General features: G+C 56.9%; 16 protein-coding genes. 3 read left to right on the plus strand and 13 right to left on the minus strand.

Features of this window, described 5'->3' with window-relative positions; translation table 11 throughout:
• Positions 1–52 precede the first annotated feature (52 nt).
• The 9 genes from V7680_RS09755 to leuC form a co-directional block, all read right to left on the minus strand.
• Complete coding sequence (locus V7680_RS09755; protein WP_335653102.1) at positions 53–1933, minus strand: M56 family metallopeptidase; 1881 nt, start codon at positions 1931–1933, stop codon at positions 53–55.
• Positions 1930–2298, minus strand: a complete 369-nt coding sequence (locus V7680_RS09760) for a BlaI/MecI/CopY family transcriptional regulator (RefSeq protein ID WP_335653103.1) — start codon at positions 2296–2298, stop codon at positions 1930–1932. The genes V7680_RS09755 and V7680_RS09760 overlap by 4 nt, the downstream gene beginning before the upstream one ends.
• A 428-nt stretch (positions 2299–2726) precedes the next feature.
• Positions 2727–3059 (minus strand): Grx4 family monothiol glutaredoxin, encoded by a 333-nt coding sequence (grxD, locus tag V7680_RS09765; RefSeq protein WP_335653104.1) that lies wholly within the window; start codon positions 3057–3059, stop codon positions 2727–2729.
• 10 nt (positions 3060–3069) lie between these two features.
• Entirely contained in the window at positions 3070–3303 is a 234-nt protein-coding gene (locus V7680_RS09770; protein WP_335653105.1) for a BolA family transcriptional regulator, read from the minus strand.
• Positions 3304–3307: 4 nt separating this feature from the next.
• Entirely contained in the window at positions 3308–3634 is a 327-nt protein-coding gene (locus V7680_RS09775) for a DUF1476 domain-containing protein (protein ID WP_335653106.1), read from the minus strand.
• A 70-nt stretch (positions 3635–3704) separates the two neighbouring features.
• Positions 3705–4706: an NADPH:quinone oxidoreductase family protein gene (locus tag V7680_RS09780; protein WP_335653107.1), complete on the minus strand. Its 1002-nt coding sequence runs from the start codon at positions 4704–4706 to the stop codon at positions 3705–3707.
• 30 nt (positions 4707–4736) lie between these two features.
• Positions 4737–5330 (minus strand): 3-isopropylmalate dehydratase small subunit, encoded by a 594-nt coding sequence (leuD, locus tag V7680_RS09785; RefSeq protein ID WP_335653108.1) that lies wholly within the window; start codon positions 5328–5330, stop codon positions 4737–4739.
• A 2-nt stretch (positions 5331–5332) separates the two neighbouring features.
• The gene (locus V7680_RS09790; RefSeq protein WP_335653109.1) at positions 5333–5623 is read right to left on the minus strand and encodes a hypothetical protein; all 291 of its coding nucleotides are present in this window, start codon (positions 5621–5623) and stop codon (positions 5333–5335) included.
• Between the two features lie 9 nt (positions 5624–5632).
• Complete coding sequence (leuC, locus tag V7680_RS09795; protein WP_335653110.1) at positions 5633–7063, minus strand: 3-isopropylmalate dehydratase large subunit; 1431 nt, start codon at positions 7061–7063, stop codon at positions 5633–5635.
• A 145-nt stretch (positions 7064–7208) separates the two neighbouring features.
• Between leuC and V7680_RS09800 the strand changes: the two genes are divergently transcribed.
• Positions 7209–7724 carry a sterol desaturase family protein gene (locus V7680_RS09800; protein ID WP_335653111.1) on the plus strand — a complete coding sequence of 172 codons (516 nt, stop codon included), beginning with the start codon at positions 7209–7211 and terminating at the stop codon, positions 7722–7724.
• Positions 7725–7733: 9 nt separating this feature from the next.
• Positions 7734–8591 (plus strand): ATP-grasp domain-containing protein, encoded by an 858-nt coding sequence (locus V7680_RS09805; RefSeq protein ID WP_335653112.1) that lies wholly within the window; start codon positions 7734–7736, stop codon positions 8589–8591.
• Here the strand turns inward: V7680_RS09805 and V7680_RS09810 are convergent.
• The 3 genes from V7680_RS09810 to V7680_RS09820 all read right to left on the minus strand — a co-directional run bounded on the left by V7680_RS09810 (position 8588) and on the right by V7680_RS09820 (position 11712).
• Positions 8588–9220 carry a glutathione S-transferase family protein gene (locus V7680_RS09810; protein WP_335653113.1) on the minus strand — a complete coding sequence of 211 codons (633 nt, stop codon included), beginning with the start codon at positions 9218–9220 and terminating at the stop codon, positions 8588–8590. The two genes, V7680_RS09805 and V7680_RS09810, sit on opposite strands and share 4 nt — an antisense overlap.
• A gap of 224 nt (positions 9221–9444) precedes the next feature.
• Positions 9445–10932 carry a SulP family inorganic anion transporter gene (locus V7680_RS09815; RefSeq protein ID WP_335653114.1) on the minus strand — a complete coding sequence of 496 codons (1488 nt, stop codon included), beginning with the start codon at positions 10930–10932 and terminating at the stop codon, positions 9445–9447.
• A gap of 93 nt (positions 10933–11025) precedes the next feature.
• Positions 11026–11712, minus strand: coding sequence for a glutathione S-transferase family protein (locus tag V7680_RS09820; protein ID WP_335653115.1), 687 nt, complete (start codon positions 11710–11712; stop codon positions 11026–11028).
• Positions 11713–11792: 80 nt separating this feature from the next.
• Here V7680_RS09820 and V7680_RS09825 point away from each other — a divergent pair, with 80 nt between their 5' ends.
• The gene (locus V7680_RS09825; RefSeq protein ID WP_335653116.1) at positions 11793–13190 is read left to right on the plus strand and encodes an alkaline phosphatase PhoX; all 1398 of its coding nucleotides are present in this window, start codon (positions 11793–11795) and stop codon (positions 13188–13190) included.
• Here V7680_RS09825 and V7680_RS09830 read toward each other — a convergent pair.
• Positions 13187–13563, minus strand: a 377-nt coding sequence (locus tag V7680_RS09830) for an acyl-CoA dehydrogenase family protein (RefSeq protein ID WP_335653117.1), incomplete at its 5' end; no start/stop codon positions are given. The two genes, V7680_RS09825 and V7680_RS09830, sit on opposite strands and share 4 nt — an antisense overlap.

Raw genomic sequence — 13563 nt, forward strand, 5'->3', positions numbered from 1 at the left:
ATCCGTAAAACGAACCGCCCTTATGCCTCCATTGGGAACCGGTCTGGCGACCTCAGGTCATCGACAGCTGTGCCTTCACTTTTGCGATGCTCCGGTCGATATCCTTGATCTTCTTGGCCCGATCGGCCTTGCCATCCTTGCATTTTTCCGCTTCGGCGCGTCCTTTTTCCAGTCCGACCAACGTTTCCTTCAGGATTGCTGCTTTGTCGATCTTGACTTCAAACCCGCCGCAACCGGCAACCACGGCCCAGGCCTGGCTGGCAAGCCCGTTTTCTCCACCCATTGCGATCTGCCTGTTCATCGCGACGCAATCAGGCCCCTTGACCTTGGTGCTGCGAGAACCCGGTTTAACCCGGCCCGAGCTGGATGTGGCGCTGGATGTGGAATTTGAAGTGGCATTGGATATAGATTTTTGGACCGTGTAGAATATCGAGGATAAGCGCGCTGCTGGCGCAGCTTCCTCTGCCGCCTCGCGCTGCGCTTGCCAGGCTTCTCGCTGCGCTTCTCTGGCCTCGGCCATAGCCTCGCGCTTGGCTTGACGGGCTTCCTCCATCGCCTCGCGAACCTCTTGATCCGCTTCCCGCAGCTCCTGCTTCATCTCCCGTTTGGCCTGAGCCAGTTCCCGTTCAACTTCGCGCATGGTCGAGTCAATATGCTCGCGATCCATTCCGCTTTCCTGCAGCGCCCGATCCGCCGCGAGCCGCGATTTTTCGGCTTCGGCGACCATTTTGCGAACTTCCTTGTCGCTCAGACGCTCGTTGGTGCGGAGAATTACCGTCCTGCCATTATGTTTTATATTGTAGACATAATCTTTCGACAGATCAGCATTTTTGCGCCCGTTGAGCATCGTGATATTGACTGGATCATCATCGACCGCGGGAGCAGATGGAGCAGCTGCCACCCAAGGCTCCTGCGGAGCCAATGCCGCCAAGGGCGCGGCAGGCGCAGAGGGGGCAACAGGCGCGTTCGGTGCGAGTGGCACGGAGGCGTCGGCCGGACCGACGGCTTCGGCATAAGTGATCGTCGCCGTAAGCGGCAAGCTGATGACCGTGCCGATGGCAACCAGACCGGCTCCCAGTCGGCGGCGCAGAGTGGATTTTTCGGACTGGCCGAGCATTTTCAGCCGGCCCTTGATCTTGTCCTTCTGGTTCAGCGGACTGGCGAGACCGAGCCTGTGACCGGATGCGGATTTGGCGATGGTTCGTCCGTAAACTGCGCGAACGTCGCGGCCGCTCTGCGCCAGTATCCGGGCATCGCAAGCTGTTTCCTGATCCTGGCGAAAGGAGATCCAGGCGATCCACGCAACCGGGCTGAACCAATGCAGAGACAATATCGTCAGACCGACAAAATTGGCGGCGAGGTCACCCGATTCATGATGGGCAATTTCGTGCTCGAGGGCCAATTCGCGCTCGCGCGGAGCATAGTCGCGGAAAAAATTGGTCGGAACCGCGATATATTTTTCGAATACGCCGAAAGCCAGAGGACCACCAACCGCGGCGGTTTCGAGAATCTTGATGTTGCCATGACGACCGATAAGCCGGCCATCTGCGACGATATCTTCGCGAAATTGCAGATAGGAGGCGAGCTTGCTGATGAAAAGCAGGCCGGCACCGCCAAGCCACAGGATAGTTGCGATCATCATCCAGTCGAGCGACGCAAGCGCGCCGAAGGTGGTTGCCTGTGCGGGCACGGCAGCAGCAAGATCAGAACCGGCGGCAGCCTGCATGAAAGTGGCTGCGGGCGCGACCTCGGCCGGCGCCTCAAGGGTCAGCGTGGGCATGAAGAGGCGCGCAAGCGGAACGATCCACAACAGATACGCAATACGTGCTCCAAAGAAATGACTGACCGGTTTGCGGATCATCAATACCAGCACCATCAACAGGGTCATCGAGAACATGGTATCCCAAATCCATTGGTTCAATTCGCCGCTCATCTTTTCAACTCCCTTAAAAGCTCCTCGATCTCGCGGATGTCATCGGCGCTCAGTTCATCGGCCTCGGCCAGATGGGCTACCAATGGCATGACTTTCCCCCCGAAAAGCCGGTCCACAAAATTCCGTGACACGCCGGTGAGATAGGCATCCCGTTCCACCAGCGGAGAATAGAGAAAACGACGACCGTCGCGCTCTGTGCCGACTACCGCCTTTGCAGCCAGCCGGGACAATAATGTTTTGACGGTCTGAAGCGACCAGTCCTTTTGTTGAACCACCTGATCCGCCACTTCTGTAGCGGTCAGGGGAGCGCGCTTCCAAAGGACTTCCATGACCGCATGTTCTGCATCGCTAATGCGTTCGGTCATGATATTGGTGCCTCCATCGGATATCGTTTGTGACTACATGTGTAGTTTCATTGATTACAGATGTAAACAGTCAAATCGGCTTGCGATGTCGTTGGTGGATAGTCGGCGATTGTTTGTCGAAAAGCCGTCCAATGTCGGACTATTTTACACTCGGGAAGTTCTTAACAGCGGTTTAACCATCCAAGTCATTGTAATATAGTGCATTCAGGAAACTGGCACGCGCAATGCAACGTATCACGTGTCTCTGACTTTTCACACAGACCCTCCTTTCAGGAGGAACGAAATGAGGGGGACGGCGTACTGGTCTCCGCGGTCCCCTCTCATTCCCAGTTTCTACAAACCCTACCCAGAATCAAAACGGCTCGATCCTCCTAGATCGAGCCGTTTTTCTTTGTCTTGGTCTGTCGTGCGGTTAAAACCGCCGAAGTTTAAGCCTCGGCTGGCGCGACCTTTTTCTCGGCCATCAATTCGCCTAGCTCGCCCGCTTCATACATTTCCATCATGATGTCGCTGCCGCCGACAAATTCGCCTTTGACGTAAAGCTGGGGAATCGTTGGCCAGTCGGAATAATCTTTTATCCCCTGGCGCACTTCCGGGTCCTGCAACACATCAAACGAGTCAAATCCGACGCCCAAATGCTCCAATATGGCAATGGCGCGGCTAGAGAAACCACATTGCGGAAAGAGCGGCGTGCCCTTCATGAACAGCACCACGTCATTGCTTTTCACAACGGTTTCGATTTTTGCGTTAACGTCGCTCATATAAATTCTCCTAGTCGGGGATGGCCGTGGTGAGTTGCAGCGCGTGCAATTCACCACCCATTTTACCCTTCAGCGCAGCGTAAACTGCCTGATGCTGTTTAACACGGTTCATCCCCGCGAATGAAGCAGATGTGACTTTTGCGGCATAATGATCGCCGTCACCGGCGAGATCGGTGATTTCAACCGATGCGTCCGGGTAGGCCGCCAAGATCATCGCCTCGATATCTGCGCTTGCCATGGGCATCTGCCTAGCTGGCCTCTTCGATAAACTGACGCCGGGCATCAACCATCTTGTCGGTCAGGGCCGTGCGGATAGCCGAATCGTCGATCTCGACGCCGGCAGAAGTCAGGTCACCCAGCAGCTTGCGAATGACATCTTCGTCGCCCGCTTCTTCAAAATCAGCCGCAACGACCTCTTTCGCATAAGCAGCAGTTTCTTCGGGTGTCAGCCCCATTTTTTCCGCAGCCCATTGGCCCAGCAGACGGTTGCGCCGCGCAGTCACTCTGAACTGCATTTCCTCGTCGCGCGCAAATTTCGATTCAAACGCGCTTTCGCGATCTTTAAAATCTGTCATGAACTTCCCTTGATCTATGTTGGTATAAAAATAAGCATGACCGGCGCTTCCTGCAAGTGCGGCAGGCCAATCAGTCGGCGACTTTGACCACCAATTTACCGATAGCGCCACGATCTGCCATTTTCTGAATGGCTTGGCCGGCGTTTTCAAACGCAAATATCTCTGATACGCGCGGTTGGATCAGGCCCTGATCCCACAGGCTGAACAGCCGGTCGATATGCGCCCGATTGCCCTTTGGATCGCGCGCCGCATAAGCGCCCCAGAACACGCCGCAAACATCGCAAGATTTAAGCAAGGTCAGATTGAGCGGCAATTTGGCGATGCCGGCCGGAAATCCGACCACCAGGAAGCGGCCTTCCCACGCTATGGAACGTACAGCAGGCTCGCTATAGTCACCGCCAACCCCGTCATAAATGACATCAGCTCCGCCCGGACCGACGGCTGCCTTGAACTGGGCTGCGAGGGCCTTGGACTGATCCTTGTCGAACGGTGCGCGGCCATAGACCACGGTTTCATCGGCGCCTGCAGCTTTGGCAAAAGCAGCCTTTTCGTCAGATGATACTGCAGCAACGACGCGCGCACCAAAAGCCTTGCCCAATTCAACAGCAGCGATACCGACGCCGCCGGAGGCACCGAGCACCAGAAGGGTTTCGCCTTCCTTGATATGACCGCGATCGACAAGAGCATGGATCGACGTGCCATAGGTCAGGATCAACGCCGACGCATCTTCGAAGCTGACACTATCGGGAATTTTGAATACGCCATTCTGGTCGACAGCAACCTTCTCGACGAGACCACCGTGGCCGGTGGTAGAAGCAACGCGGTCACCGACTTTGAGATCGGTGACACCTTCACCCACAGCAGCAATTACGCCTGAGACTTCTCCGCCCGGCGCGAACGGCCGTGGTGGTTTGAACTGGTACATATCCTGGATGATCAGGACATCGGGATAGTTGATCGAGCAGGCTTTGACGTCGATTACGACTTGTCCTTTGCCCGCAACCGGATCGGGGACGTCCATCATCTCAAGTGTGTCGGGTCCGCCTACTTTGGTTGACATCAAAGCCTTCATTCTATTTCTCCCAAAAATGTTATGTGGATATTATGCTGCCACCGGCTTGAGCCAAGGCTTTGCAGAATCACTGTTTTTCTCGTGCTGCTCTATGGCATCCGATTTTGCCATTGTCAGGTCTATTTCATCAAGACCCTCGACAAGACACTGATGCCGGAACGGATCCATCTCGAATGAGAAGCGATCCTGGAACGGCGTAGTCACGCTCATGCTTTCCATGTCGATGGTGATCGGGTCGGTCTTGGCGACCTCCATCAAACGATCGATGGCTGCCTGCGGAACCGCAATCGCGAGCAATCCGTTTTTAAACGCATTGCCGGAAAAAATATCGGAGAAGCTCGGCGCGATGACCGCTGTGATACCCAAGTCGGCCAGCGCCCATGCGGCGTGTTCGCGGCTCGAGCCGCAGCCGAAATTATCCCCGGCGATCAATATGTTGGCACCGGCATATTCCGGATCATCGAAAATATTGCCTTCCTCGGCGCGGATCGCTTCGAAAGCGCCTTCGCCCAGGCCTTCCCGTGATATGGTCTTAAGCCATTTCGCCGGGATAATGACGTCGGTATCGACATTTTTCTGACCAAAGGGAATGGCGCGGCCTTCAACGCGATTGACAGGTTTCATCTCTATTCGTCTTCGCTGTCGTTGATGAAATCTTCACCATCATCATCGCCGTCATCATAATCCGGCTCATTTTCGTATTTTGGCAGAGGCTTGTCGGAAATCGGCTTGAAATCATCATGTTTTTTCATCTGGTGCCGCCCGGCATACATTAGCGCTGCTGCAACCGCAGCCGAACCGATGGCCGCGCCGACCTTGGCACCGGTAGACCATTTTCCGGACTCGTCGGTCGCGGAAGCCGGCTTCTTGACCGGCTTACTATCAGACGGTTTGTCGTTCTTGTTATCGTCGCTCATTTCAACCTCTTATCTTGTCAATTCACGCACGTCAGTGAGCTTGCCAGTTACCGCCGCAGCGGCGGCCATGGCGGGTGACATTAAATGTGTTCTAGCACCTGGTCCCTGCCGTCCAACAAAATTGCGATTGGAAGTGGATGCACAGCGCTCACCTGCCGGCACCTTGTCCGGATTCATGCCAAGACAGGCGGAACAGCCCGGCTCGCGCCATTCAAATCCCGCATCCGTAAATATCCGGTCGAGCCCTTCGGCTTCGGCCTGGGCCTTGACCAGCCCGGACCCCGGCACGACGATCGCCCATTTGACATTATCGGCTTTCTTGCGGCCGGTCAGGATCGAAGCAGCGGCCCGCAGATCTTCGATCCGGCTGTTGGTGCAACTGCCGATAAAGATATTCTCGACCGAAACATCGCGCAGCGCCTGCCCCGCTTCGAGCCCCATATAGTCGAGCGACTTGCGCGCGGCATCCTGTTTTGACGGATCGGCGAAGCTATCCGGTGCCGGCACGACGCCGTTCACCGGGATAACATCCTCGGGGCTGGTGCCCCAGGTCACGGTTGGAGCGATATCGGCGGCATTGATGGTGACGCTCTTGTCAAATTTCGCCCCTTCGTCGGTCGGCAAGGTCTTCCAATAAGCGACCGCCGCGTCCCAGTCGCCCCCCTTGGGCGCCATCGGACGGTCTTTGAGATAGGCGAATGTCTTTTCATCCGGCGCAATCAGCCCAGCCCGCGCACCGCCCTCGATCGACATGTTGGAAACCGTCAACCGGCCCTCAATCGACATTTGTTCGAACACTTCGCCGCGATATTCGATGACATGACCGGTTCCGCCAGCCGTACCGATCACGCCGATGATGTGGAGAATCAGGTCTTTCGGGCTGATGCCCGGACCTAGCAGACCGTCGACCCTAATTTCCATCGCCTTGGAACGGGTGAGTTGCAGCGTCTGCGTCGCCAGCACATGCTCGACTTCGCTGGTACCGATACCAAAGGCCAACGCGCCCAACGCGCCGTGGGCAGCGGTATGGCTGTCGCCGCAGACCAATGTCGTGCCCGGCAGGGTAAAGCCCTGCTCTGGTCCGATGACGTGGACAATGCCCTGATTGATATCGCTGGCACCGATATATTTGATTCCGAAGGCCGGCGCATTGGCCTCCAGTGCCTCCAGCTGCGCTGCGCTTTGCGGATCGGCAATCGGTATTTTCTGACCCTTGGCGTCGAGCCGCGCTGTGGTAGGCAGATTGTGATCAGGTACCGCCAGCGTCAGATCCGGTCGCCGGACCTTGCGGCCAGCCTTGCGCAGCCCCTCAAAGGCTTGCGGACTGGTCACTTCATGCACCAGATGCCGGTCGATATAGATCAGCGCCGTGCCATCGTCGCGCTGGTCGACAACATGGGCATCCCAGATTTTCTCGTACAGAGTCTTTGGCTGGTTCATAGATACTTTCAAAATTGCGTCACCCAAGCGATGAATGCCGTTTCAGGCGATGTAGCGAACAACCGCAGCAGTTTCCAGCCTTGGCTGGCATGACCTATGAGAATATTTGCTTCAAAAGCCTCGCGGAAAGGATTATCTTCGCACTATGAGCATTTTCACGATCCTTGCCACCATATTAGCTGCCGTCGTCGCGATGGAATTTATCGCCTGGGGAGCGCATAAATATATCATGCACGGTTTCGGCTGGGCGTGGCACCGCGATCACCACGAGCCGCATGACAAAAAGCTGGAGAAGAACGACCTTTACGGCATCGCCGGCGCGGTGATGAGCATTTCGATGTTCGCCATCGGCAGCCCGATGATCATGGGTAGCGCGGCGTGGGAACCCGGCACGTGGATTGGACTCGGCATCATGTTTTACGGCATCATCTACACGCTGATCCACGACGGTCTGGTGCATCAGCGTTACTTTAAATATGTCCCCAAGCGCGGTTATCCCAAAAGGTTGGTGCAAGCCCACAAACTCCACCATGCAACCATCGGCAAGGAAGGCGGCGTCAGCTTCGGTTTCGTCTTCGCGCGCGACCCGGCGAAGCTGAAGGCAGAGCTCAAAATACAACGCGAAGCCGGCACCGCTGTCGTGCGCGACGCAGTCGGATAAGATAAAGACTTGCCAAAAATCTGCATCCTGACAGCTGCCCCGGATTATTTCGAGGACCTCGGCCCCGCGCGCGCTACCTATCAACGGCTGCTAGGCGAGGACATCAGCTTCCGTCACTGGACCGATAGCGGTGATCTGGCGGAATATGATCTGGTCCTGCCATTGCTGGTTTGGGGTTATCAGCGGGATTGCCTGCGCTGGTTTGCATTTCTCGATCAGCTGGAACTGCAGAAGACGGAAATCGCCAACCCGGTGTCGGTGCTGCGCTGGAACAGCGACAAATCCTATTTGCTCGAACTGGAAAAGGCTGGCGTAGCGGTGGTGCCAACCCTGATCAGCGAAGCGTTGACCGCGAGTGATATTGCCGAGGCTGCGCAAAGGTTCGGAACCGATCAACTGGTGACCAAACCACCCATCTCCGGCGGAGCGGACGGCACGTTCCGATTAGAGAAGGACCAGCCGTTGCCCGAAGAAATCGCGGGCACAGCAATGCTGATCCAGCCGTTCCAACCGTCGATTGCGCAGGAGGGTGAATATTCGCTCTTCTATTTTGACGGGCAGTTCAGCCATGCCATCCTCAAACGCCCGGCAAAAGGCGACTTTCGCGTACAGGAATTTCTCGGCGGATCGGAAAGCGGTACAGATTGCCCCGCAGGCGCGCAAAATCTGGCGGTGCAGGCGCGCCAAGCCGCGGAGCAGATTCTCGGCACCGAAACCTTGCTATATGCCCGCGTCGATATGTTGCGCGACCCTGATGGACATTTCCGTCTGATGGAACTGGAACTGATCGAGCCGTCTCTGTTTTTTGAACATGCTGCGGATCAGGGAGCTGCTTTTGGGCGAGCTGTCCCGGCGCGATTGACCTAGCTAGGCCGCGGCATCAACACCGGACCGCCCAGCTCCACCGTCTTCTGATAGCCCGGCCGTGCGACCAATGCTTCAAAATAGCGTTTGCAATTCGGGCGGCTTTCCAACTGACCCAGCGCCGAACGCCCTTCCAGCATATAGTGCAGATTGATATCCGCGCCGGTGAATTTGTCGGCGACGATGAAGTCCTTGCCTTCCAGTTCAGCCTCGAGATGATCCATCAATTTTTCGACTTCGGCGTTGAGAAAACCACCCAGAACATCGGGCAGTCCGCCAAACATCGGCGCAATACCGGTGATGATGAAGCTCATGCCCATCGTGCCCTCGGCAAAATGCAGCCATTCGAGATATTTCGCCCGTTCGGGATGATCGACCGCAACGCCAAGCGCGCCGTCGCTGTGCCGTTCGATCAGATATTCGATAATCGCGCCGGATTCGACCATGGTCACGCCATCGACATCAACCGTCGGCGCTTTGGCCAACCGGTGTGCGTCCGCCAGTTCGGGCGGGGACCGCCGGGTCTTGGGATCGCGGTGATAGGTGACCATATCATATTCGATACCGCCTTCCTCGCACAACCAGATGATGCGGGACGAGCGGGAATATCCGAGATGGTGCAGTTTGATCATAGTAGGTTCCTTTTGCGGTTACCTATACCGTTCGTCCTGAGCTTGTCGAAGGACAAATTGCACGCACTCACCGTGCTTCGACAGGCTCAGGACGAACGGAATGCAATTCAGCGATCCAGAATTGACCGGCAATGCTGCGTTCCCTGCCGAAGGGCAGGATCCAGAATGATCCTGAACAATCGTCTGGACGCCGGCCTGCGCCGGAGCACATTCAGACTGCGGGTCTAATGACCCACAACACCCAGACTCTCGAACGGACGATCATTCTCGCTATATTTCTCGACGATCGTCGCGCTGGCTTCGTTGAGCCCGATCAGCTCGACCTGCTTGCCTTCATTCTTCAGGCGATCGACAATCTTGTCGAGCATGCCGGTCGCGCTGATGTCCCAGAAATGCGCATCGTGTACGTCGATGACGACTTTTTCTATGCCATCTTCGTTAAACTCGATCGCTTCATACATCAGATCGACCGAGCCGAAGAAAATCTGGCCGGCGAATATATAACGATGGGTGGTGATCTCGATAAAATCCTGAATCGTCACCAGCTGGCGAACCTTCCAGGCAAAGAATATGCCGGATAGCAATACGCCGGTCAGCACCCCGATCGACAGATCATGGGTCGCAACCACCATCACGACCGTGGCGATCATGACGAAATTGGATGGCCAGGGGTGGTGGGTAATTTCGGTAAAGCTTTTCCAGCGAAAGGTGCTGATGGAAACAAATATCATCACCGCGACCAGTGCCGGCATTGGGATCTGCGCAACCCACTGGCCCAACCCGACTATCAGCACCAGCAGCATGACGCCGGCGACAAAAGTGGAGAGCCGGCGACGGCCGCCGGATTTGATGTTGATCACCGATTGCCCGATCATCGCGCAGCCGCCCATGCCGCCGATCCAGCCGGTGACGAAATTGGCAATGCCCTGCCCGTACGTTTCACGCTTCTTGTCGCTGCGGGTTTCGGTCAGGTCATCGACAATCGATGCGGTGAGCAGGGACTCGAGCAATCCGACAGCGGCCATCGCCAGCGAATAAGGAGCGATAATGCGCAGGGTTTCCCAGGTGATCGGGATTTGCGGTATGTGGAACCAAGGCAGGCTGTCGGGCAGATCGCCCATGTCGCCGACCGTGAATACATCCGCCTTGAAATACATGCTGACGCCGGCAAGAACGATGATCGCAGCCAACGGTGATGGCACCAAAGTGGTGATTTTCGGCAGGCCGTAGATGATCAGCAGGCCGACAGCGACCATTGCATAGGTCTGCCATGACATAGCTTCGCCGGTCAGTTGCGGGACCTGGGCCATGAAAATCAATATCGCCAGCGCGTTGACGAAGCCGGTGATCACCGACCGCGAGATGAAGCGCATCAAGAGGTCGAGCCGCAACAAGGCCGCTATCGCCTGAAATATGCCCATCAATATGGTAGCGGCGAAAAGATATTCGACCCCATGGTCGCGGACCAGCGGCACCACGAGCACAGCGACGGCAGCAGTTGCCGCGCTGATCATACCCGGACGCCCGCCGATCAGCGAAATGATCACAGCGATCGAGAAGCTGGCATAGAGACCGACCCGCGGATCGACCCCTGCGATAATCGAAAATCCGATCGCCTCAGGGATCAGGGCGAGTGCAACCACTAGTCCGGCCAGGAATTCGGTTCTGGGATTCGACAGCCAGTCGCGCCGAAAATCACTGTGAATCGCCATGGAATACCCTTTGCCCGAAGATGATAATGCTGCAACGCAACATGAACGGGCTGCGCAATGGACTATTGGTCCGAAGCCGTCAAGTTTGGGCCGCTAATCAGCGACGCGGAAATCCGCCGTTACGGTTGCAGCCACTTGCAGTTCCTCTTCATGCCCTATTTCGCGCTGCGTTTCGGCGAGCGCCTGACGCTCCCAGTCCTGCATTGCCGGATGGGCGATGATATGATCCACCCACGCCTGACCTTTCGCTCCGATATCGAGACCATAAGTCCGCACCCGATAGGCGACCGGCGCGAACATCGCGTCGACGATGGTGAAATCCTTACCGGCTAGCCACGGCCCGCCAAATTCATCCAGCCCTTGCGTGAACAGCTCGCCGATCCGGTCGATGTTGCGTTGCAGGGGCGCGTCGATCTTGTGCAAGCTCGCACGCACCCCGACATTCATCGTGCACAGATCGCGCAACGGCCCGAAACCGCCGTGCATTTCGGCTGACGCACAACGCGCCCATGTCCTCGCGACTTCATTCTCCGGCCAGCAACCTTCATGGCGTTCGGCGAGATATTCCATGATCGCCAGCGAATCCCAGATGGTTCGGCTATCATCTTTCAGGCATGGCACCTGGCCATTGGGTGCGAACTCCCGGAAGCGGTCGTAATTCTGCTCTTCGAAATAGATGATCTGGTCGGTGAACGGGATCTCGAGTGCCTTCATCAACATCCACGGGCGTAGGGACCAGCTGGAATAGTTGCGATTGGCAGTGATCAGGGTGTAAGTCATATTTCTGTCTTCTTTAGCTGGCAAATCGCGGCTGCATTCGAACTGGACTATTGAAACACCGATAACAGGAAAATTGACCGATGACACTATCCCGCAGAGACTTTATCCGGTCCGCCCAAACCGTCGGCTTATTCTATGCGTCCGTATCGATTGCAGGATGCGCGCGGGCGCACAGCGCCAATCGCTCCTTTGCCCTTGTCCCCGATCCGGCTAAACGTCTCGACCTTCCCGAAGGCTTTTCTTACACGCTGGTCAGCGAGACCGGCGGGATGATGTCCGACGGCTTTTTCCGCCCCGGCCGGCCAGATGGCATGGCCTGTTTCGCCGATCCCGATAGTGCCGACAAGTGCATATTGATGCGCAATCACGAGAATTGGAACAGCGTCCCTCTCGGCAGCCCGTTCGGCAAGGAGAATGAACTGCTGGACCGCGTTTCGGACAGCCAGCTTTACGACCGCAAGAAAGACGGTTCACCCTTTTTCGGCGGCGTGACCAAACTGGTCTATGACCTGAAGAACAAGCGGATGGAGAAAGATTTTCTGGTGCTGACCGGTACTGCGGCCAATTGCGCCGGTGGACCGACCCCGTGGGGCAGCTGGCTCAGTTGCGAAGAGGAAATGCTCACGCCGGAAGAAGGTCCGGGCAAATATCACGGCTTCGTCTTTGAAACCCCGTCGAGTGCAACTGGTCTGATTGACGCTATACCGCTGAAAGCCTTGGGACGCTTCACCCATGAAGCCGCCTCGGTCGATCCGAAAACCGGGATAGTCTACATGACCGAAGATGCGCGCCACGGCCTGTTCTACCGGTTCATCCCGACCGTACCCGGGCAATTGCAAAAAGGCGGTCGCCTGCAGGCACTTGCTCTCAAGGGCAAGAAATCCGCAATCACCTCCAACTGGCCGAAAGACTGGGGTGGCGGCGGACCGCAGCAATATAAGGTCGGCGATGACCATGTCGCTGAATGGATCGATCTCGACGATGTCGAAGCGCCACAGGGCGATCTCGCCCATCGCGGCCATGCAGCCGGAGCCGCCCAGTTCATGCGCGGTGAAGGGCTGGATTATGCCGTGCGCATGGATGGAGCGACCGGTGATTTCTACTTCACCTGCACCGAAGGCGGAGCGGAACGCGTCGGCCAGATCTGGCGCTATACGCCAGACGAAGGTGCAGAAGCAGGCGGCACGTTGCAGCTGTTCTTCGAATCCACCAGCGCCGATTCCCTCGACATGTGCGACAATCTGGTGGTCGCGCCGTGGAACGACATCATCCTCTGCGAGGACGGACGCGGCGACCAATATCTGCGCGGCCTAACCCCCGACGGCAAAATCTACGACTTCGCCCGCAACGCCCACAAGGACAAAAGCGAATTCTGCGGCGCATGCTTCTCGCCCGACGGCCAGACGATGTTCGTCAATGTGCAGGAGCCGGGATATACCTACGCGATCGATGGACCGTGGGAGAAGCTTCGGGTCTAGCCAGCCCCGATCAATTCCCGTCCGATCAGCATCCGGCGGATTTCATTGGTACCCGCGCCGATGTCGAGCAGCTTGCTGTCCCGCCAGTAGCGCTCGACCGGCCAGTCGGTGGTATAGCCTGCCCCGCCCAGCGCCTGGATCGATTCCTCGGCAACCCGCACGCTATTCTCGCTCGCCAGCATCACCGCACCCGCTGCATCGAAGCGCGTGGTCTGTCCGGCGTCGCAGGATTTGTTGACATTATAGACATAGCTGCGGGCACTGTTGAGCCGGACATACATGTCGGCGATCTTGCCCTGCATCAGTTGAAAGCTGCCGATCGGCTTGCCGAACTGCTTGCGCTCGCGGACATAGGGGATGACCGTGTCGAGAC

The organism is Parasphingorhabdus sp. (assembly GCF_036963705.1).
Taxonomy (GTDB): Bacteria; Pseudomonadota; Alphaproteobacteria; order Sphingomonadales; family Sphingomonadaceae; genus Parasphingorhabdus.